The sequence below is a fragment of the Flavicella marina genome (assembly GCF_009193215.1).
GTDB classification, from domain to species: domain Bacteria; phylum Bacteroidota; class Bacteroidia; order Flavobacteriales; family Flavobacteriaceae; genus Flavicella; species Flavicella marina.
The window spans coordinates 18,396-40,230 of sequence record NZ_VYVA01000001.1 but is presented as its reverse complement, the minus strand read 5'-3'; the positions used below and the strand labels follow the sequence as shown (position 1 = coordinate 40,230).

Annotated in this window: 11 protein-coding genes; 8 read left to right on the top strand and 3 right to left on the bottom strand. The window is 34.6% G+C overall.

What is annotated here, in order from left to right; all coding sequences use genetic code 11:
• The first annotated feature begins 120 nt into the window (after positions 1-120).
• Positions 121-1,728, top strand: a complete 1,608-nt coding sequence (locus F6P99_RS00135; RefSeq protein WP_152285417.1) for a hypothetical protein — start codon at positions 121-123, stop codon at positions 1,726-1,728.
• 1 nt (position 1,729) lies between these two features.
• On the opposite strand, the gene F6P99_RS13445 is transcribed toward F6P99_RS00135, so the two are convergent.
• Genes F6P99_RS13445 through F6P99_RS00120 form a run of 3 tightly spaced genes read right to left on the bottom strand, consistent with a single transcriptional unit; the run spans position 1,730 to position 7,086 of the window.
• Positions 1,730-3,265 carry a ThuA domain-containing protein gene (locus tag F6P99_RS13445; protein ID WP_226912975.1) on the bottom strand — a complete coding sequence of 512 codons (1,536 nt, stop codon included), beginning with the start codon at positions 3,263-3,265 and terminating at the stop codon, positions 1,730-1,732.
• A 43-nt stretch (positions 3,266-3,308) separates the two neighbouring features.
• Positions 3,309-5,513 (bottom strand): glycoside hydrolase family 3 C-terminal domain-containing protein, encoded by a 2,205-nt coding sequence (locus F6P99_RS00125; RefSeq protein ID WP_152285416.1) that lies wholly within the window; start codon positions 5,511-5,513, stop codon positions 3,309-3,311.
• 31 nt (positions 5,514-5,544) lie between these two features.
• Positions 5,545-7,086 (bottom strand): alpha-L-fucosidase, encoded by a 1,542-nt coding sequence (locus tag F6P99_RS00120; protein ID WP_152285415.1) that lies wholly within the window; start codon positions 7,084-7,086, stop codon positions 5,545-5,547.
• Positions 7,087-7,410: 324 nt separating this feature from the next.
• On the opposite strand from F6P99_RS00120, the gene F6P99_RS00115 reads away from it, so the two are divergent.
• The 7 genes from F6P99_RS00115 (at position 7,411) to F6P99_RS00085 (ending at position 21,730) form a co-directional block, all read left to right on the top strand.
• Positions 7,411-10,542: a SusC/RagA family TonB-linked outer membrane protein gene (locus tag F6P99_RS00115; RefSeq protein ID WP_152285414.1), complete on the top strand. Its 3,132-nt coding sequence runs from the start codon at positions 7,411-7,413 to the stop codon at positions 10,540-10,542.
• Positions 10,543-10,558: 16 nt separating this feature from the next.
• Entirely contained in the window at positions 10,559-12,541 is a 1,983-nt protein-coding gene (locus tag F6P99_RS00110; RefSeq protein ID WP_193315964.1) for a RagB/SusD family nutrient uptake outer membrane protein, read from the top strand.
• Between the two features lie 25 nt (positions 12,542-12,566).
• Positions 12,567-14,531 (top strand): SwmB domain-containing protein, encoded by a 1,965-nt coding sequence (locus F6P99_RS00105; protein ID WP_152285412.1) that lies wholly within the window; start codon positions 12,567-12,569, stop codon positions 14,529-14,531.
• 177 nt (positions 14,532-14,708) lie between these two features.
• The gene (locus F6P99_RS00100; protein WP_152285411.1) at positions 14,709-16,379 is read left to right on the top strand and encodes a sulfatase family protein; all 1,671 of its coding nucleotides are present in this window, start codon (positions 14,709-14,711) and stop codon (positions 16,377-16,379) included.
• Between the two features lie 258 nt (positions 16,380-16,637).
• Complete coding sequence (locus F6P99_RS00095; RefSeq protein ID WP_152285410.1) at positions 16,638-18,200, top strand: alpha-L-fucosidase; 1,563 nt, start codon at positions 16,638-16,640, stop codon at positions 18,198-18,200.
• Between the two features lie 33 nt (positions 18,201-18,233).
• Positions 18,234-19,844, top strand: coding sequence for a sulfatase-like hydrolase/transferase (locus F6P99_RS00090; RefSeq protein ID WP_152285409.1), 1,611 nt, complete (start codon positions 18,234-18,236; stop codon positions 19,842-19,844).
• A 29-nt stretch (positions 19,845-19,873) separates the two neighbouring features.
• On the top strand, positions 19,874-21,730 hold the full coding sequence (locus tag F6P99_RS00085) for a sulfatase-like hydrolase/transferase (protein ID WP_152285408.1): 1,857 nt from the start codon (positions 19,874-19,876) through the stop codon (positions 21,728-21,730).
• Positions 21,731-21,835 lie beyond the last annotated feature (105 nt).

Here is a 21,835-nt window from a genome sequence, read left to right as displayed (position 1 = left end):
TATTGATGAAATATTTATATTTTTTTACTTTGAAAATAGACATCGTTTCTATAGTAAAACTCAAACCATGTTTTATTAGAATTACAATTTGGTCTATATTACCTCTGAACCAACCATCATATGAAATTTTATACTAGATTATTTATCGTTTTTTTATTTAGTTCGACGCTAGGACAATCACAAAATATTAGCAAGCAAGACTCTTTGTTTTTGAAAGCGCGTAAACTAACTTTTATAGATTCAAAGAAGTCTATTGATTTGTATAATCAGTCGATAGAGCTCAGTTTGAAAGTCAAAGATACCGCCCGTGCAGTAGAGGGATTAATTGAGGTTGCTGATATTCATTCCCATCATGTAGATTACAGTCAGGCCTATGATAACTTCTGGAGAGGACTTTTGTTAGAAGATGGAAAAGAAACTACGCGAGTAGGAAGAATCTATAAAGGACTTGGTTGGTTGTATAGTTTTTATGAAAGAGATGATGAGGCTATTAAGTACTTGAATAAATCCTTGTCATTAAATAAAAGCATGTTTAGAAAGAGAGTTATTCTGACTGAAGTATATATGTTGAGTGACTATTTTGCATTGACTAGTTTTTACAGAGTGAGAGGAGAATATGAAATGGCTCAAAAATACCTAGACAGTAGTATGGCGGCTAAGAATAATATCATGTTGAAATCTAAGAATTATTATTTAGAAGCTGAAGCAGGTTATTTGTTAGCTATGAGAGGTGATATTTCTGAAGGATTAGATCGATTGAAGGATGCTGAAGAATATTTTTATGAAAATGATGGTTCTTATTTGGTGTTGATTTATTACATGATGGGAGATATTCATAAAATTGTTAAAAACTCAAAAAAAGCAGAAGCTTTCTATTTGAAATCACTTGAAACATCAGAAAAATATTCTAGCCATTCGAATTATAGAATAAAGGCATACAAAGCGCTTCAGGAACTATATGCCTCTACGAATTCTTATGAGAAAGCTTATGAGTATCTGTTAAAGGAAAAATCTTTGAATGATCAGGTATTCGGAATTAAAAGCGAAAAGAATTTACCATTATTTGACATCAAGGATAATTATAGGCTTACAAAAGAAAAATTAGAAGATCAAGAAAACGAACAGCGTTTGAAATTTTTAGAGCAGGAAGAATACATTTGGTATTTGAAATATATGTTTTTGATTGCGATTATTGTATTGTTGGCAATATTTAGTTTTTTCTTTATTCGAAACCTTCGTCAAAAACACCGTGCAGAAAAACAAATGATCAAAGAGCGTCAAGATGCTGAGATCAAACGTCAAGAAGAAATTTTAGAAATGAAAAACAAAGAACTCACCAGTTCGGCTTTACGTTTGATAGAAAAAGAAGAATTTTTGACGAACTTAAATAATAAATTGTCACAGCAGAAAGATTCGGTTGATGTGAAAACGATAAGCAGAATGGTAAAAACCATTCAAGGAAATTCAACAAGTAACTGGAAGGAATTTGAGGCTAGGTTTACTTCAATAAATCAAAGTTTTTATGAAAACTTAAAGGCAAAGCACCCAAATCTAAAATCGGCAGATTTAAAAATATGTGCATTGATTCGTTTGAATTTCTCAAGTAAAGAAATGGCACCGTTGTTAGGAATTTCAGTCGAAAGTATTCATACTTCTCGTTATAGATTACGAAAGAAAATCGGATTAGAAAGAACCGACAATCTTACTGAATATATCAATTCTTTTTAGTTTACTGGTTTTTATATTTAGATGGAAATTTTTGAATAGGAGTGATGCGCATGTTTTTATAGAATATTTCTGCAGCTTCCGATTGGATTTGAATTTTTCCTTTTGAAATAGGTATGGTTTTGTTTGCAATATCATAACGAGCATTTTTTACTCTGTTTACAACATGACCATTTACCAAATGTATACTTTCATTGTTGATTGTGTAAATCTCCAATGTATTCCATTCACCATGTGCTTTTTCATACAGGGTAGATTTGCTAGCTTGACCTGACTCAAAACCTTTTCCCCACTTTAAAGGGATGTTTTCTCCTAAAGGGTCGTATGTAAAATAGACACTTCCATTGTCTCTAGTTTTTCTCGTAGCAGGTACATCGCCATATACATCGCCTAAAGCAATAAAATCTCCACAGTCTCCTTCCTGAACTTGAAACTCTAAACTAGACATCCAAACATTCCAAAAGGTACCATGTTTGCCTTTAGCATGGTATAGTATGCCGCTATCTCGTTTGCTTTTTAGTCGAGGTTCCCATTTTTTATCTCCCCATTTAAACTCAGTTTCGAAATGATAATTTTGGTATTCATTTTTACTTGTCAAACCTCCGAAAATCTCTCCTGTAATATGTAGTACCGGACTACCATCTTGTTCAATTATTTCAAAAACATTTTTCGGATCGTTATTGAGGCCTAAAGGTTTGCCCGTTTTTACATTGTCTGATGTTTCGAAATCTATGTCAACGGAACTATGGACTCCACCCATCCAAACATCCCAAAGAGATAATTCCTTGTCTAATAAACTTTGTCCTTGTTCTGGAATAGTTACTTCTTTATTTCCTAAGCACCAATGTATCCCTTCTTTTAAAAAAGTAAGAAAATCTAGATCAGAATATGCAGCAGACGTGTGCCCCATTCCGGTGTATAAAATTCTCCCACCTTCGTAGTGCTGATACCAGGCAATTGGATGCTGTGTGTGCATTCTTTTTCCCGAGTAGCTTTGTTCATCAAGTTCTAAAAGCACAACTGCTTGTTTTGCTACAGGTTCTTTAAAGTTATACCATTCGTCATACTTCTGAAAAGATGTATTTAAATGAGCAGTAGCAGGATGCTTACAAGAAGATTGTTTTTCTAGGGTTGCTGTTTGTTGTTTTGGGTGCGATTTAAATTGTGCACAGATCATATGTTTGTAAAAATCCCAATCGTGTTCAGTGTCAGTTGCAGCATGAATTCCTAAAAAAGCACCACCATTGTTGATGTAAGTTTCGAAAGCTGTTTCTTGTATATTTCCTAATATGTCACCTGTGGTATTTAGAAATACAACTAGTTGTGTTTTTGAAAGTTCTTTTTGGTTGAATATCAAAGAATCTTCAGAGAATTTAATATCCCAATTATTCTCGAGACCCAATTGTTTGAAAGCTGCGATTCCATCTGGTATAGAAGTATGTCTAAAACTATTTGTTTTAGAAAAAACTAATAACTGTGGTTTTTTATTATGTGTTACATTTGTTGATGGTTGCTTTGTTTTGCAACTTAATAAAATCAATAAGAGTAAACAAGATAGTATTGGTCGTAAAAACATAGGCTTGCTAAAATTGTAGTTTTGTAGTAGCAGGCGTACTAGCACCTAAGTCTAGGCTCCTTTTTGAAGGTAGTGCACCTCCTGCATAAATCGTGTATTCTCCTTTTCTTAATGTAGGAACTCCCTCTTTATTGATTTGTTTGAAAGTGTTTTTGTTTAATTGGAAAGTAACTTTTTTTGTTTCTTTAGGAGAAAGCGTTATTCTGTCAAATGCTTTCAGGTCGAATAGAGCATCTGAGGTGCCAGCTAAAGGAGAACTAATGTATAATTGACATACTTCTTCTGTTGCTATATCTCCATTGTTGCTAATCTCTACTGTAACCAATAAGTTAGAATCTATTTCAATGTTATTGTATGTGATTTTAGAATAAGACAACCCAAAACCAAAAGGATATAAAGGCTCTTTTTCCATGTATTTATAGGTTCTACCTTTCATGTTATAATCAACGTAAGGAGGCAATTGATCAACTGATTTAGGGAAAGTAATAGGAAGTTTTCCAGAAGGGGCAACATCTCCGAATAAAACATCGGCCACAGCATTTCCTCCTTCTTCTCCAGGGTACCATACAAAGAGCACCGCGTCAACCAAATCGTGTAATTCAGGAATAGCAATAGGACTTCCGCCTGTTAAAACCAAAACAACTGGGTTTTTTGAGTTTTTCTTTAGTTTTTTTACAAAATCGATTTGATTTTGAGGTAGCTTGATACTTGTACGATCTCCCTTGTCGCTTGAAGCTATTGCTTCTCCTTCTTCACCTTCTAACAATGCTGAAATTCCCATAACAGCGATACAGACATCTGATTGTCCTGCTTCACCTGTTGTCCAGTCAATAGGGTTTACATTTTTTCTAAAGGGCAATACACCAGATTTGTAATTGATACTTGTACCAGGACTCACTTTGCTTACGATTCCATCTAAAATAGTTTGCGTACTGCTTGTCAATCCATAGTAGTTTCCTAATAGAACTTCTTCATTAGAGGCATTCGGGCCAACCACATAAGCTGTTCGAATGTCTTTTTTAAGAGGTAAAACATTATTGTCGTTTTTTAATAGGACAATCGATTTTTGAGCGACTTCTCTCGCAAGTTTTCTGTGTTTTTCAGAATCTATCACATCTGGATTAATGGCATCGTATGGATTGGTTCCAATAGGGTCAAACAAACCTAATTTGAAACGCGTTAACAGGCTTTCTTTAAGTCTTTCGTCAATGAGTTCTTGCGTGATTAATTTTTGATTTAATGCTCTTTTTAATACAGAATAAACATTTCCGCAATTGATCGTGGTTCCACTTTTTAAAGCGAGTGCTGCAGATTCTTCGGGTGTTTTTGTGACTTTATGAAATCTATGAAAATCGCTTACGGCACCACAATCAGATACAATGTATCCGTCAAATCCCCACTTGTCACGAAGGATTTCTTGTAATAGATAAGGACTACCACAACAAGGTTCACCAAGAGTTCTGTTATATGCTCCCATAACCCCCTCTACATTCGCTTCTTGTACCAGCGCTTTAAATGCCGGTAAATAAGTTTCGAACAAATCTTTTTTGTTTACAATCGCGTCAAATTCATGTCTAAATTCTTCCGGACCACTATGTACAGCATAATGTTTGGCACAAGCCGCCGCCTTGATGTATTTAGGGTTGTTGCCTTGTAAGCCTTTTACGAATGAAACACCGATTCTACTTGTTAAATATGGATCTTCTCCATAGGTTTCTTGTCCACGACCCCATCTAGGGTCTCTAAAAATATTTACGTTTGGTGACCAAAACGTTAGTCCAGCGTATCTACTTCTGTTATTTATTTTTATTGCTTCGTTGTATTTTGCTCTCGCTTCATCAGAAATAGCATTACCAACTTTTAAAACCAAATCTTCATCGAAGGTAGCTCCAAAACCGATGGCTTGTGGGAATACGGTAGCTCGACCATTTCTAGCAACTCCGTGCAAAGCTTCGTTCCACCAATTGTATTCTGGGATCCCTAACCTTTCGATTGGAGGACAGATATCTAACAGTTGCGAACACTTTTCTTCCAGAGTCATTTCATCTATCAATAAAGAAACTCTTTGTTTGATTTCAAGCGTTGGGTTTTCCCAAGCGAATTCAAATTCTGATTTTATTTTATCTGAGTCTGTGTCATTTTTACAGCTGAAAAAACTCAGCGTAATTAAAAATAAAAATAGGTTGGTAGGATTTGTTTTTATAAATTTCATAGGTTGGTGTTCGAAGGGTTGACAGAAAAAGTTATTCTAAAACGATTTTTACAGTTTGAGCAAAGTCACAAGGTTTGTCTTTAGGGGCAATTATTTCTAAAGCATTTTCAGTTTGCTTCCAGTTGGTTTTATTTTTACTTCCCAAAATACAAACTTTTTTAATAGCCATGTCTTTCGCATATTCTGAGTTCGTTGCTAACGATTGAATGTTTATTTTACTATCAGTTGGCCATGCTAAAATTATGGCATAGAGTGTGTTTCCTTTTTTGGTAAACCTTATGTCTTTTGAAGAGAAATTTTCGTTCTTTCCTTCAGAATGATGTCCTTTTTTGACTTCTGTAGGTCCTTCTCCAAATGTTTTCCAATATTGTGTATCGTAAATAGCCTCTCCATTTATAGCAAGCCAATCTCCAATTTCTAAAAGTATCTTTCGTTGGTCGGCAGGTATTGTACCATCTGATTTTGGACCTACATTCAATAACAAACAACCATTCTTACTTACGATGTCTACAAGATCATCAACGAGTTGGTTTGTCGTTTTTGACTTCCAATTAGTTACATAACTCCAAGAGTTCTTTCCAATAGAAGTGTCAGTTTGCCAAGGTAGTTTTCTAATTCCAGGAAGTTTTCCTCGTTCTAAATCATAAACAACGGTACCCTCTGGGAAAGCTTCATGTGAAAAGTTTTTGTCTTGCAATACAACTTCTTTGTCCCATTCAATTCCTTTGTTGTAATAATAAGCTGCCAATTTAGGGCGTACATCAGAAAAGTCAGGAATGTCGACATAAAAGTCTAGCCAAAAGATGTCTGGTTTGTAGTTGTCAATTACATCTTTAGTTCTTGCCCACCATCTGTCTTTAAATTTTTGAGAAACAGGTTCTCTAAGGTTTTTTCCTTTTGACGAATATAAATCAGCGAATTCAGGATCTGTTGTATCAAAATGGTCCTTCTTATTGTAAAATGACCAGTTAAATGCAAAGTGAGATGACGCACCCATGATCATTCCTTTTTTTCTTCCTGCTTCAAAAAGTTCACCAAGCACATCTCTCTTCGGTCCCATATCATAAGCATTCCATCTTGTAGTGTTTGATTTATACATGGCAAATCCATCATGGTGATCTGCAACAGGAATTACATATTTAGCACCTGATTTTTTGAATAAATCAATCCATTCTTCTGCGTTAAAATTTTCTCCTTTAAATAAAGGTATCAAATCTTTATATCCAAAGTTTTTTTGGTCACCCCAATGTTTTTTGTGATGTAGGTATTCATTTGAAGGACCTTCTTTCTTTAAGTCAAGTTGTGCAGTAAAAACTGCAGTGTCCATGTACATCTGTCTAGGGTACCATTCAGACCCATATGCAGGAACCGTATATGCTCCCCAATGAATAAAAATCCCAAATTTGGTTTTGTTAAACCACTCTGGGTCTTTGTAGTTTGTTTTTATTGATTCCCAGTTTGCCTCATATAAAGACGAATCTTTTGATGTTGATTTTTCATGTGGTTTGTCACATGCTAGTAAGAGCAAGCAGCTACTTAGGAATGTTAAAATACGGTTTTTGACAACTTTCATTATTGTAGGTGTTAATTTTTATACCGCTAAAATAATTCAGAGCATTTTTTATCATCACTACATATGGTTTTTATTATAGAGGAAATGATTTCGTTGGTTTTTTTTTGATTCAGTCGCGATACATAGTCGGTGTATAGCTCCTTTGTATACTGGTGTTTTATAATTAAATATTGTTTAAAAAAAACAAGGTGTTTTATTTTTAAATGTATAATTTACACTTTATTAAAGTTTAAACATATGTATTAGCTAACTAGACATATCTGTTAACCGAACAGATATGAGTTTTAGATATTTGTTAGACTAATTTAAACCTAATTTATACTTATGAAATTCAAATTATTTGCTATTGTTAAATCCAAGACATTTATCGTCACATTACTTATGTGTTTGGGTGTTGGATTTGCACAGGCACAGAAAATTACCGTAAAGGGAAATGTTTCGGGTGATGGAGATGTATTGCCCGGTGCGAGTGTCCTTGTAAAAGGACAAAACAAAGGGTCAATAACAGATTTTGACGGAAACTTTGAAATAGAAGCAGATAACAATTCAGTTTTGATTTTTAGTTTCATGGGCTATTCAACAATACAGGTTCCTGTTAATGGTCGAAAAAACATAAAAGTTGTTTTAGAGGCAGAGAGCAATACTTTAGAAGAGGTTGTGGTTGTTGGGTATGGTCAACAAAAGAAGAAAGAAGTTACTGGAGCTGTTGTGAAAGTCAAGGCAGCTGAACTTGAAAAGACAACAACTTCTGATATAGGAGCTGCATTGCAAGGGCAAATAGCAGGGGTAAGTGTTACCGCTAGTTCTGGAGAGCCAGGTTCTGAATCTAATATTTTGATTCGAGGTTTTAGTTCTGTGTTAGATGGTCAAAATCAACCTTTATATGTTGTTGATGGTATTCCTTTTGATAGTGATCCTCAATTAAGTATTAGTGAGATTGAGTCGATTGATGTGTTGAAAGATGCAGCATCGGCTTCTATTTATGGTACACGTGGAGCGAATGGAGTAATTTTAATCACTACAAAACAAGGTAAAGTAGGAATGATGAATATCCGTGTGAATAGCGAATACGGTATTCAAAAAATTAATTCTTCTGTGCCATTGATGTCAAAAGAAGAAATTGTGTATCACGAACAATTGTTCAAGTCACTTTCTACGAACAAGGTTCAAGGGAATGTCGATTCTAGAATTCATACAAATGCATCATGGCTAACGAACAATACGGATATTAGTCAAGTAATTTTAAATGATTTGGCGCCTATTCAAAATCACTCTGTTAATGTTTCAGGTGGGAAAGAAGGGTTGACTTATAGCTTTAATGCGAATTACTTTCAACAAGAAGGGGTGTTAATTAATTCAGATTACAAACGATTCAATGTTAGATCAAATACTGTTTTCACTAAAGATAAGTGGAAAGTTATAACAGGGTTGACTTTTAAAAGAGATGAAAGAGTAAGTCCTAATAACAACTTAATGACGAAAATTTTCGAATACAGACCATACCAACAACCTATTGATTTAGATGCAACTGAGGCTCAAGGTGTAATTGATCCAGATGAAGATCAAAATTTGGCAAGAAACATCAATGGTATTACGAGAAATTTAAAGACCAAAGAAAATAGAGATGGTAATAGTCATGCTGGTAACATGCAGATTGAATACAAAGCTTCAAAAGCTTTGAAGTTTACGGTTAGAAGTGGTGCTACATTCTCAGATACCAAGCAGGTAAGAATCATTCCTAAATTTGATATTTATGATACGAATGGTGATTTAATACCACCGAATCCTTGGGATATTTCTTCAAATAGAACAATTAGTACAACCTATTCAAAATTAACTTTTGAAGGAATGGTTAATTATAATAAGAAGTTCGGAAACCATAAAATTAACGCATTGTTTGTATATGCAGCTGAAAAATCAACTAATGAAAGATATTCAGTTGAAAAAAGAGAAAACATCTTTACAGATATTACTGTACTTGATGGATATAATTTGATGTATGATATTTCATCTGGATTTGACTACTCTAGAACTTTGATAGGAACCTTGGCAAGGTTACAATACAACTATAAAGGTAAATACTTATTAAGTGCTAGTATTAGACGAGATGGATCTTCTCAATTTGCAAAAGAAAATAGATGGGGATGGTTCCCTTCAGTTTCTGCAGGTTGGAATGTTTCTGATGAATTTTTCTGGAACCCGGTTAAAGATGTTATGAATGCATTTAAAATTAGAGCGAGTTACGGTACCACGGGTAACGATCGTTTCCAAGCATATAGCAATCAGGCTGTTGTAAATCCTGGTTTGAATTATGTGTTCGGAAGTGCTGATTCGGCGTTAGGTTCTTCTAGTCCTGTTTCTGCACGTGGTATAGCACAAGAAAAATATGCAAATGCTCAAGTAGGATGGGAAACTTCAATCGAATCAAATATTGGTTATGACATGGGGTTCTTTAGAAACAGATTGACGATTTCAACAGATATTTATAAAAGTAAAAAGAATGATCTTTTATTTCCAGTTGTAAATCCACCTTCAACTGGGGTATCAGGACAAAACAGAAGTACGACATTAAATGTTGGAGATATGGAGAATTCTGGAGTTGAATATGGAGTAAAATTTAGAAACAAAGGAAAGTCAGGTTTCAAATGGAATGTAGGAGTTACTTATACTAGAAACCAGAATAGAATTACTAAAATGAGTCCAAATAACCCAATTGTGTATTTAGACAATGGATATATTTCAAGTAGAGGGCCTAAAGAGATTGTTACTGTGTTAACAGAAGGGTACGAAGCTGGAGCATTTTTCCTTAGAGAAACAGACGGATTGGTTACAGAAGCCGATTTAGACGGTTCTGAAGGTTCTTATGGAACAGTAGTGCCAACTGCTAGAGTTGGAGACTTGAAATATGTTGATCAAAATGGTGATGGTGAGATCGATCAAAATGATAAAATTTATAAAGGTAGTGGTACTCCAGATTTTGAAATGGGATTAAACTTTGGTGCTAACTTTAAGAATTTTGATTTTTCTATGCAATGGTTTGGTTCATTCGGTGCTGAGGTGATGAATGGAAGTAAGGCTTATGCATACCAGTCTGGTACACATAAAGATTTGTATTACGCACATACAATTTATAATACATCAACTCAGATTCCTTACAACGATTTTGATAGAAATAACCCTAACTACAGAGATGGGTCAGAATATTTCTTAGAAGATGGTTCGTATGTAAGACTTAGAAATGTTGCTCTTGGATATTCATTTAAAAAGAACGTTTTAGAGAAGATGGGATTGAGCAAATTTAGAATTTATATCCAGGCTCAAAATCCTTTGACATTTACAAACTACAGTGGATTTGATCCTGAGGTAGGTAATAACGGTTTAAGTACTAGAGGTATTGATAGAGGAACATATCCTGTATCAGCACAGTACAAAGCAGGTCTTCAATTACAATTTTAATTAAAAAGCGATGAAGATGAAAACGAAATATTCGAATAATAAAATATTTACAGGTAATATGAAAAGTAATTTCATTCTAAAATTAACACTACCAGTGCTATTAGTATTTGGACTAAGTAGCTGTAGTGATGATTTTTTAGAGCAAGTAAATCCGAACTCATTGACCAATGAGAGCTTTTGGAAAAACAACAATGATTTAAACTCAGGATTGAATTCTGTGTATAGCGCATTGTCAAACACAAATATATTAGGTATCAAATTTGAACCTTTACGAACAGATATTGGTGTTGATTTAAATTTTAGGAGAAATGGAGTGTTAAATCCAATGTATGCTCAGACTTTCAACCTTACCAATAAGGATTTGAGTAATAAATGGAATGCATTGTACTTGGGTGTTTTTAGAGCGAACCAGGTAATTGGTAATTATGAAGAAATAAAAGAAGGTTTAACTGCAGATCAAAAAGTAACAGCTTTGTTGATTGTTGCGCAGGCAAGAGCTTTGAGAGGATACTTTTATTATGTGTTAAATGCATCCTATAATAATGGAAATGTAATGTTGTTGGATTTTATTCCAGAAACGTTTGCAGATTTACAACAATCACCTCAGTCTTCTCAGGTAGTAAAAGATTTTTACAGAGAAGATTTGCGTTTTGGTTTGGCACATTTGCCAAAAGATTATCAGGCCTGGCAAGATATCAACGAAGGAAGTTTAGGTAGAGTAACTGCCGGATTTTGTGAGGCTTTACTTGGTAAAAGTTATATTTTGGACAATGATTTTTCAAATGCTAAAATTTATTTGAAAAATGTAATCGACAATTATAGTTATTCGTTGATGCCAGATTTGGCGGATTGTTTTACAGGTATTTCAGAGTTCAATTCAGAATCGATTTTTGAGATTAACTACACAACGAATATTGATTTGTTGTTGACGGGTGAGCAGGCTTTGAGTCAAGATATTACCCATTTTATTGGTGGAGGACAAATTCAGCCTAGTACTTGGTTGAATCTTCAATACCGAAATGAAAAACCAGATCCTAGCGATCCTGCAAATATTAGAATAGATGCGCCAATTTATGATGCAGCTGGTGAAGTAATTGGAACAGAGGATAGACCTTATAAGTACAGTCATAGAATGGGGAATTCAATGGCCCATGTTGATGATATGGAGCATTTACATTATGGAGTTACACCTGCAGAATTGGGACCAGATGGTCAAAATGCACCGACAATGGAAAGAACTTACCCTGCTTTGTTTAAGAAGTTTACCCACTGGAATACAATAGGTGGTGGATTAGGAGAGCCTTCAGATGCTGAAAATCAAAATAAATCGGGTATCAATCTACCTATCATGAGATTGGCAGATGTTTATTTGATGTACTCAGAGTGTATGTTGGAAGAAGGAAATCTTTCTGAAGCACTTAGATATATCAATAGAGTAAGAAAACGTTCTCATTTAATTTTGCTAGGGAAAGCGACAGATCCAGGAGCTGAATTTAACAATTTGACAACGACCTACATGGATGATATTCATTTAGGATCAGGAAATGTTGTAGAAGAAGTAAATACAACCAATTTAATGGAGCATTTAAGATTTGTTGAAAGACCTCTTGAATTAGCTTTGGAAGGAAATCGATCATATCATTTAAGAAGATGGGGAGTTTACAAGCAGCAGTTGCAAAAGTTGGCTGGAATTGTTTATGACTCATGGACATATCCTAAAAACTTAAATGGTGTACATAAAGACCGTTGGAAAAACTTTATGTTACCTGCTTTAACCGGGGCACCAGGTCAAAATCCTGATGAAGAACCTTATTATTTGAGAGATGAAAATGGAGTTTATATAGCTGGTTTAAAAGGATTTCATAAAAGACAAGCAGAGCCAGCACATCCAAATAAACAAGATTGTGTTGTAGGTGCAGATAAGTTTATTGCATCAGAGCATTCATATTTTCCGCTACCACAAGCAGAGGTTGAAGCGAATTTGAATTGGGATAAATAATAGAACGTCACAAAAAAACATTAAGATGAAAGAAATAAAAAATATACTTAAATTTTTACTACTAATATTAGTAGTAGCGAGTTGTCAAGATGATGAGTATGCTGTAGAGTATCCGTTTGTAGATGCCTCGTATACGAGTTCTTTTGGAGCGGGTGCGACAGGAGGTGTAGCGGTTGATTCGCAGTATTTGTCATTTTTAGATTTGTCTTCTGGTGCTACAAAGCATGAATGGAGAATTCCAGAATCGGCATTTTTCTTGCAAGGACCCATAGATCAAAATTTGACAAATTTTGATGATCTAATCATCAATAGAGGAGAAACAGTTACTACAGATAAATCCATACATGTATTGTTTACAGAAGGGAATTCAGATACAGAAGTTATTTTGTACAATGAGTTTCCTGAATATACTGAGTTTGTTCAAGTTCTTTTTGTGGACGGTTTGGCAATGAACGATACTATAAAAACGATTAAGGTAGGAGATAAGTGGGTATACGAACAAACTGTATTGATAGATGTTTTTGCCAATGTAGAGCCAACATTTGAGGTGCGAGATGAATTGGGTGATTTGATCGATCATGAAGCTATGGATACTATTTATTTGAATTTTGATGATAAATTAGAATTCACAGATATCACAGCAAGTGTCAACAATGCTAGACCTGATGGAAGAACTTGGAGATTTTTAACAATTGAAGAGAATCCTGAAGATGAAAAAATAATGGCATCAGGGACTAATGAAGTTCAAGAAATTGCTTTTAATAAAGGCGTTGGTAATTTTAGAGGAGAATTAATTTCTCGTAGATCTAGAACTCCGGAAATTGAAGGAAGCGAAGAAACATTGAATATGTCGGTTGTGTTTAAAGTAAGTCCACTTACAACACCGTTTGTACAAAACGGAGTAATAGAAGAAACGGATGCGGATGTAATTATGATTCCGTTTAGTGGGAAATTTGCTGAATTAGAAGATAGTATCACTCCATTTTTCTCTGTGAAGATTGATGGAGTTGATTCTCCAATTGCGAGTATTAGTATCAACGAGACTAATAAGTCAATCTTAGATCTTTCATTAGAAACAGCCTTAACACCAGATGATGCAAGTAAGTCCGTTACAGTTTCTTATGATGGTCAGGGAGAGATTTTTACATTGGATGGAAGAGAATTGCAAATATTTACAGATGCGGCAATAGTTGTGTATGAACCAACTCCGGTAAATATTGTTGGAGATGTTGTTGAGCCTGCATTCATGAGTGATAGATTTTCAATTACTTTTGATCAAGCGTTAGATCCTGCGACGATAGCTTCATCGGCAGATGCAACTGTAGGTTTTGATGTACAAGTAAATGGATCATCGGCGGCGATTGCTTCTGTGAGTGTGAATGCTTCTAACGAAATGATGTTGGATGTTGTTTTAACTGATGGAGTCTACAGAGCCGATGTAATATCAGTTGCTTATACTGGGCCTGGAGATATCAAGTCGATAGGAGGTGGTAGAATTAGTGATTTTACAGCACAAACAGTTATCATGAATGAAGATGATTTGCTAGAAGGACTAGGGAGTTTTGAAGATGCAAGTCAATGGACTACTGGTGGAACAAGTGGTGGCGGAACAGTTACTTTTGAAGCATTACCTACAGCACCAAAAGGTGATCATGTTGTGAGATTCGAGGCTCCAGGAGGTGGTAAATCTAAAATCACTGCAAGTGGAGGAAAGACAATTCCATTAGTTGGAGGAACTGTTTATTTGATTACAGCGAAAAGATATATCGCATCAACGACTGATACTGCATTTGGTAAGTTTATCGTTGGTGGTGTAACCTATAATGATCAATGGGGGGCAGTTGCAAGAGATGTTTGGACGGATGTAGAGATAGAGTTTACTCCTGCTTCAGATACCAATGCAGCCTTAGCGATGCAATCAATACCTGCTGGTGTGAGTGATGTAAGGTATGACGATTGGCAAATCAAGGAAAAGAATGCACGACCATAATTTATAAAGTTTAGTGAATAGTAAAAAAGGTCTGTAAACGTTGTTTACAGGCCTTTTTTCTTAAATTGTCTATATAATCTAGACGAGAGTGGTTATCTATTCTCTTTTTTAAGACATATGTTTTGTTTGTTTTTTTAATTAATTCCCATTTTTACATCATCAATTTAAAACTATAAAATGATTTCTAGAATACCTATTTTTATAAGTGCATTGTTATGCCTGTTTTCTTGTTCTACATTGAAAAAAGAGAAAAAACAAAAACCTAATATTATTTATATCATGTCTGATGACCACACTACTCAGGCATTTGGTATTTATAACAGTCGATTGGCAAAATTGAACCCAACTCCAACTTTGGATAAGATTGCAAATGAAGGAATGATTTTTGAAAATTGTTTTGTAAATAACTCTATTTGCACTCCTAGTCGAGCTGCAATTTTGTCTGGACAAAATAGTCAGGCAAACGGGGTATTAGATTTAGAAGGTTCTTTACCAAAAGAACGTCAATATTTGCCAATTGAAATGAAAAAGTTAGGCTATCAAACAGCTATGGTTGGTAAATGGCACTTGAAAGAAGAACCAAATTTTGATTACTATAATGTTTTTACGAAACACGGTCAACAAGGTTCTTATTTCGATCCTTATTTGACTGAGTCAGGTATGAATTTTACTGAGGCTAAAGATCCAGCGTATGAAGGTAAAATGTATAAAGGACATAGTTCTGATATTGTAACTGATATTTCTATTGATTGGTTAAAAAATAAAAGAGATCACTCAAAACCATTTATTTTGTTTCATCAATTCAAAGCGCCTCATGATGATTTTGAATTTGCACCTAGGTATAAAGATTATCTAGCTGATGTAGAGATTCCTGAGCCAGCAAGTCTATATGATAATGGAAATAACGGCTCTGTTGCTACCAGAGGTAAAGATGGTGTACTGTTATCTATCGTAGGTTCTTCAGTTTCTAAGAGAAATGCAATTCGACACATGGGAATGAAAATTTGGAGTGATACCTACATAAAAAGGAATAATCCAGATTTTGATTATCATCAAGCAGATGAATTAGAGGGGGATGCTTATACCCATGCCACATACCAAGAGTATTTAAAACGTTATTTGCGTTGTGTAAAAGGAGTTGATGATAATGTTGCTCGATTGATCGCGTTTTTAAAAGAAAATGACCTATATGAAAACACAATTATTGTTTATACAGGTGATCAAGGTTTTATGTTGGGTGAGCATGATTATATTGACAAACGATGGATGTATGAGGAGTCTATGAGAATGCCATTTTTTGTTCGTTATCCTAGAAAAATAAAAGCAGGTACTAGAACAGATGCGATTATTAATAATACAGATTTTGCACCAACACTAATTGAGATGGCAGGTGGTAAAGCTCCAAAACAGATGCAAGGGCATAGTTTTAAATATATTCTTGAAACAGGCGAAGAACCTAAAGGTTGGCAGCAATCTACATATTATAGATATTGGATGCATATGGCACATGCCCATGCGAATCCAGCTCATTTCGGAATTAGAACTAAAAATTATAAGTTGATTTTTTATTACGGAAAGTATTGGGTAGATACTGATAAACCTAATGCAGATTGGAATAAAAAAAGCTGGGGAAATCGATTTACCTTACATACGCCTTCAGCATGGGAATTTTATGATTTAACTAAAGATCCTAAAGAAATGAATAATGCGTATACCGATCCTTCGTACAAACAAATAATTGCAGATCTAAAATTGCAGTTGATAGAAAAACGTAAAGAATTGAATGAAGAGGATGGTGAGAAATATCCCCACATTCAAACGATAATTGATGCGCATTGGAATGATTAAAGGTTTTTTTAAATAAATAAGAAAAAGGCGGTCTATTGACCGCCTTTTTTTATGTTTAATGTATAAATAGCTGTTTTTTTGTTAATTGCAGTGCTTTTGTCGAGTATTGAAATTGAAGAAAAAGCCATTAGTTCTATCATCTTATCCATTTGTACAAGTAGATTTTTTAAGGCTGTTGTAATTTTGTCAATGGAGAATATGTTTATATAACAGGTATTTTATATCAGTTTTTTTAAAAACACAAATAATTTATTTAAAATGAAAAATAATAAAAGCTATTTACTCGTTTTACTTTTTTTAGCTGTCTTAGGCTTTCAAAATAATTCACAAGCACAGAAAAAGAAAAAATTTAAAGCGAATTGGGAATCATTGGCTACGGTAAATCAAGCACCAGACTGGTTTCAAGATGCGAAATTTGGTATCTATACACATTATGGTCCTGTTTCTTCTGCTTTTGTAGGTGCTGATCCTACCAAATGGTATGCTGGTTGGCATGGAATGAAAATGTATGTAGATGGTAAAATTGTACCTACTAAAAATGGGAAGCCTTCTAGTAATTATAAACACCATGTAAAAAAGTATGGACCTGTTGCTGAACATGGTTACAAACAAATTATAGAAGAATTTGACCCTTCTGCATTTGATGCAAAGGAATGGGCGGACTTGTTCGAAAGTTCAGGAGCAAAATTTGCAGGACCTGTAGCAATGCATCATGATAATTTCGCCATGTGGGATGCTAAATCTACACGTTGGAATTCTATGAATTATGGAGGCTATGATCCTTCTGCTGAATTGAAAAAAGAAATTGAAGCTCGTGGTATGAAATTTATGGGTTCGTTTCACCATGCTTTTACATGGCAATATTTTGCAGGTTCTCACAAACATGGTGGAATTGATCCGGAGGACTATGATTTGTACACGAATCCTCATGAACTCGATTCAGAAACTCCTGACAAGGATTTTAACAAAGCTTGGTGGGATAAATTAAAAGAATTTATTGATGTATATCAGCCAGATTTACTGTGGTTCGATTGGTGGTTAGAGAACTTAGATGAAGAAATGCGTCAAAAGTTTTTGGCTTATTATTATAACCAAGGATTGAAATGGGGAAAAGAAGTAGTTGTTTGTTATAAAGAAACTACATTCCCAGAGGAAACTGCAATCAAAGATTTTGAAAGAGGACGTCCGAACCAACCAAAGAAACAAGTATGGTTGACAGATACTTCTCCAGGAGCCTGGTTTTATAGACCAAATGCAAAGTTTACAACATCAAATGAGTTGGTGGATATTTTGGTTGATATTGTATCTAAAAATGGATTGATGTTATTGAATGTACCTCCAAACCCAGATGCTTCAATTCCACAAGAAATGAAGGATTTATTGGCAGATATGGGTGCTTGGTTAGAAGTAAACGGAGAAGCTATATACGGAACAAGACCATGGATTGTTTTTGGTGAAGGTCCAACTCGTTTGCCAGAAGGTGGTCATAAGGTTGAAAAACACAAAATTATTTATACGAATACAGATATTAGATTTACTAAAAAATCTGACAAAGAATTTTTTGCCACTATATTAGATACTCCGAAAGATGAGATTGTGATAAAGACGCTTTCTACTGATATAGGTGTGTTGAATTCTAAAATAGAAAAAGTGATGCTATTGGGTAGTTCAGAAGAGATTCAATGGATTAGAGATTCTAGAGGTTTGGTGATCAAAGCTCCGAAATCTTATCCTACCAAATATGCGCATGCTTTTAAAATTGAAATGGAAGGATACAAAGAGACTTCTATCGGTGGAGCGGTTGATGCACATGTAGATTAAATTTAAAACAAGCTTCATTGTAAAAAAGGTTCTATGAAAGGTATGGTAAAATGGATATTACAGGTTTGTGTATCGTTGATTTTCTTTTTTGGTCAGGGGCAAAAAAAGCCAAATATTATTTTGGTATTAGCTGATGATATTAGTGCTCGAGAACTTCCAATTTATAATTCAGATACCTGGAGCGCTCCTAAAGGTGGGAATACTCAAAATTTGGAGTTTAGAGCTAAAACACCTGTGCTAAATAGATTGGCTTCGGAGGGTGTATATATTAAAACTGCGTGGGCAGCCGTGGTTTGCTCGCCAAGCCGTGCCATGATAATGACGGGTAGGTATGCACATTTACATAAATGGTGGGGTAATAAAACCATAGGTAAATATACAAATCCTGAAGGGAAATTGACTTCATATCCTTTGTATGCTAGTTCGCCAAAAACCATAGGGCATATAGCTAAAGATGGCGGATATGCCACTTTTTGGTCAGGGAAAACTCAAATGAGAACTAAAGGTTTAGAGAATTTTGGTTTCGATGAAGGTGTTTTTACTCCTGGAGAAACTAGCTTGCTTTCGGAAAATCCTTATTCTGATTTTAGAATTGTCACGTCAAAGAAAAATGGAATAAAAAAACAGTATAATAAAAATACTGGTGAACTTACAAAGTCCTATGATCAGTCTAGTTGGTATTGGCAGCCATTTGTTATGTTGATGAATCATCCGACTGCGAAAAAGTCTTTTGAGTGGTGGCCGAATACTAAACAGTCGAAGAAGAACTATGGTTTGAATACCTATGGACCTGATGTTGAGTTAGATTTCATATTCGACTTTATTGAAAGAAAGACGAAAAGTAATAAGCCTTTTTTCGTTTATCATACTTCACATCTTGGACATGATGCTTTTGATTTTTTACACCCAAAATCACACAACAAGTGGCCTGCAACACCGATCGTTGAATGGACGGATGGTGGTTATCAACGTACTCAGCCAAAAATTACTGGAACTAAAGGAGATTTTGATGGAAATGGTACGATTACCAAACCTGGTATTTACAATCATATCAACTATTTAGATTATCAAATGTGGTTGTATCTTGAAAAACTGAAAGAATTAGATATCGAAAAGAATACGATTGTCATTTGGTGTGCCGATAATGGTACCAGTGGTTATGGTAAGAATAGTCCGAATGTGCAAAAAGGTACGCATGTGCCATTTATTGTGTATGCTCCTGGTATGGACTTTAAGAAAAAAGGAGAACAAGATGTATTATTGAATCTTGCAGATGTACTTCCTACAATAGCTGAGATAATTGGTGTAGAGATACCAAAAGACTATGAAATTAACGGTAAGTCTTTTTGGAAGTTTTTAACAACAGAACAAAAAGAACATAGAGATTGGATTTACGGTTATAAAGATAATTTGCAGATTATTCGTACAAAAAATATTCTGAAAGACGGAAGGAATAAATGGTATGATGTTAGAGAAACACCGTCAGATTTAATTAGTTTTCCAGAGATAAAAGACTGGAAGAAAGAAGTTTCAGTTCTTAAGAAAGATAAAGATTTGTTAGAAGAGGTGTTACCAAAATTTAATACATTCGAAAAGGAACAACATGGACCACTAAATGAGCAACATCTAAAGAAGCTTCAGTAGTAATATTAAAAAGAAATAATAATAATGGTATGAGATATAAAGGTAGTATAAGTTTGGTTTGTTATTCGTTAGTGTTATTTTCATCGATTGGATTTGCTCAAAAGAAACAAAAGCCAAATATACTTTGGATCATGACAGACGATCAACGAATGGATTCTAATGCGTATTATAATAAAATTGTTTCCGGAAAAAATGATAGCCCTCTTGGGTTTGTGACTTCTCCGAATTTAGATGCGTTAGCAGAAGAAGGAGTTGTGTTTACAAATTTCTATTGCAATTCTCCTGCTTGTGCACCCTCTCGTGGAAGTATCATTACGGGTAAGTATCCACATCATGCAGGTATATATGGATTTGAAAAAACTCATCATCAAGCAGATTTTTTCAATAAAACTTTGCCACAGGTAATGGTAGAGAACGGATATCAATCCTCTATTTTCGGAAAGACTGGCTTTTATATTTTTAATTGGCGTCCGAATTCAATAGGTGGTGATGCAGGGCTGTACCAACAATCGATAGATGCCAATCAATTGCGTCGTTGCAGTAAAACAACGGATTGGGATAACAGTGTAGTTTGGGGTAAGGTAAATGGAAAATCTCAGAAAATAGATTCGAGAGTGAATTTTTATTATCCTGATGGAACTCATAAATCATACACTAGAAATCCGGATATTTCTAAAGAAGAGAAAAAAGTAAAGAGAGAAGTAGAAAAAGAGTTAGATCTTTTATATGCCTATACTAGATCTAGTTCAGATATGATTATTGGAGGTGTAAACTCTATGCCAGCTGATAAAACGTTGGATGGAAATATCAACCGAGAGTTTTTTGATTATTTGCGAAATGAAAATAAAACCTATGAATCTCCTCTTGGGAAACAAATGACGGGTGTAGATCCTTCAAAACCTATATTCACAAGTTTGAGTTACCATGTTCCTCACACGCCTGTAATGCCTCCAAAAGAATTTAGAGATCTTTTCAAGGGGAAAACATACAAGGTGCCAGAGTTTGACAAAAAGGAACTTTCGAAATTACCACCTCAGCTAAAAAAGCTATACAGTAAAATGAAAATTGATGGTTTGAAGCCAGATGAAAAACAGCAAGCTATTCGTGATTATTATGCCTTTTGTGCTTATGGTGATTATTTGATTGGGAAAGCTGTAAAAGAATTTAAGGCATATAGTAAGAAACACAATCAAGAATATATGATTTTTTATGTATGTGGTGATCATGGATGGCAGTTGGGTGAACAAGGCATAGAAGCAAAGTTTTCTCCTTGGGAACTATCAAATCATACCTCTGCAATCATAGTTGCTTCAGATAAAGAAAAATTTCCTGCGGGCAAGGTGCATAAAGAATTTACCGAATATGTAGATATAATGCCAACAATTTTATCTGCTGGTGGGGTTGATGTAAATAATGAAGAATTTGATTATTTAGATGGGTATGATCTTGCAGAAGTGTTGAATGATGATGGGTTGAAAAGGGATTATGTATTAGGAGAGTTTAATCATGTTATCGGACCAAGAGCTTATATTCGTACAGAGGAGTTTTCTTTTTCAATGAGAAACAGAAAGAGCAATCAAAAAGCAGGTACGAAAGTAAGACCAAACGAAGATGTTAAATGGGGTCTTACAGCAGATCGTGACGCTGTTGAAATGGCTTTGTATGATTTACGAATAGATCCTGCTGAGCGAAATAATGTCGCCGATGATAAAAAATATAAAAAGTTGGCTGACTGGTTTCGAAAAAAGTTAGGAAATATTGTTTTAGGTGATGGCCGAATAGAGTCTAATTGGAAAGAGAAAAACGATTACAATCGGTCTGACTTTGCTATAGGAGCAGATGACAAAAAGATTGATATTCCTAAGAAAATAATACCAAAACTTTAATGTTTGTTATAAATCCTCTAATATTTATTAGAGGATTTTAATTTTAAAGAAATTCAGTTATTAATTTTGGTTCTCGTAAAAATGAAGCATATTTGTTTTTATTGT

What these genes read in the sequence shown, in the direction of transcription:
- F6P99_RS00135 (WP_152285417.1), top strand. Translation starts at nt 121, where the DNA reads ATGAAATTTTATACTAGATTATTTATCGTTTTTTTATTTAGTTCGACG.
- F6P99_RS00125 (WP_152285416.1), bottom strand. Translation starts at nt 5,513, where the DNA reads ATGAAATTTATAAAAACAAATCCTACCAACCTATTTTTATTTTTAATT.
- F6P99_RS00120 (WP_152285415.1), bottom strand. Translation starts at nt 7,086, where the DNA reads ATGAAAGTTGTCAAAAACCGTATTTTAACATTCCTAAGTAGCTGCTTG.
- F6P99_RS00085 (WP_152285408.1), top strand. Translation starts at nt 19,874, where the DNA reads ATGAGATATAAAGGTAGTATAAGTTTGGTTTGTTATTCGTTAGTGTTA.
- F6P99_RS00090 (WP_152285409.1), top strand. Translation starts at nt 18,234, where the DNA reads ATGAAAGGTATGGTAAAATGGATATTACAGGTTTGTGTATCGTTGATT.
- F6P99_RS00110 (WP_193315964.1), top strand. Translation starts at nt 10,559, where the DNA reads ATGAAAACGAAATATTCGAATAATAAAATATTTACAGGTAATATGAAA.
- F6P99_RS00115 (WP_152285414.1), top strand. Translation starts at nt 7,411, where the DNA reads ATGAAATTCAAATTATTTGCTATTGTTAAATCCAAGACATTTATCGTC.
- F6P99_RS00105 (WP_152285412.1), top strand. Translation starts at nt 12,567, where the DNA reads ATGAAAGAAATAAAAAATATACTTAAATTTTTACTACTAATATTAGTA.
- F6P99_RS00095 (WP_152285410.1), top strand. Translation starts at nt 16,638, where the DNA reads ATGAAAAATAATAAAAGCTATTTACTCGTTTTACTTTTTTTAGCTGTC.
- F6P99_RS00100 (WP_152285411.1), top strand. Translation starts at nt 14,709, where the DNA reads ATGATTTCTAGAATACCTATTTTTATAAGTGCATTGTTATGCCTGTTT.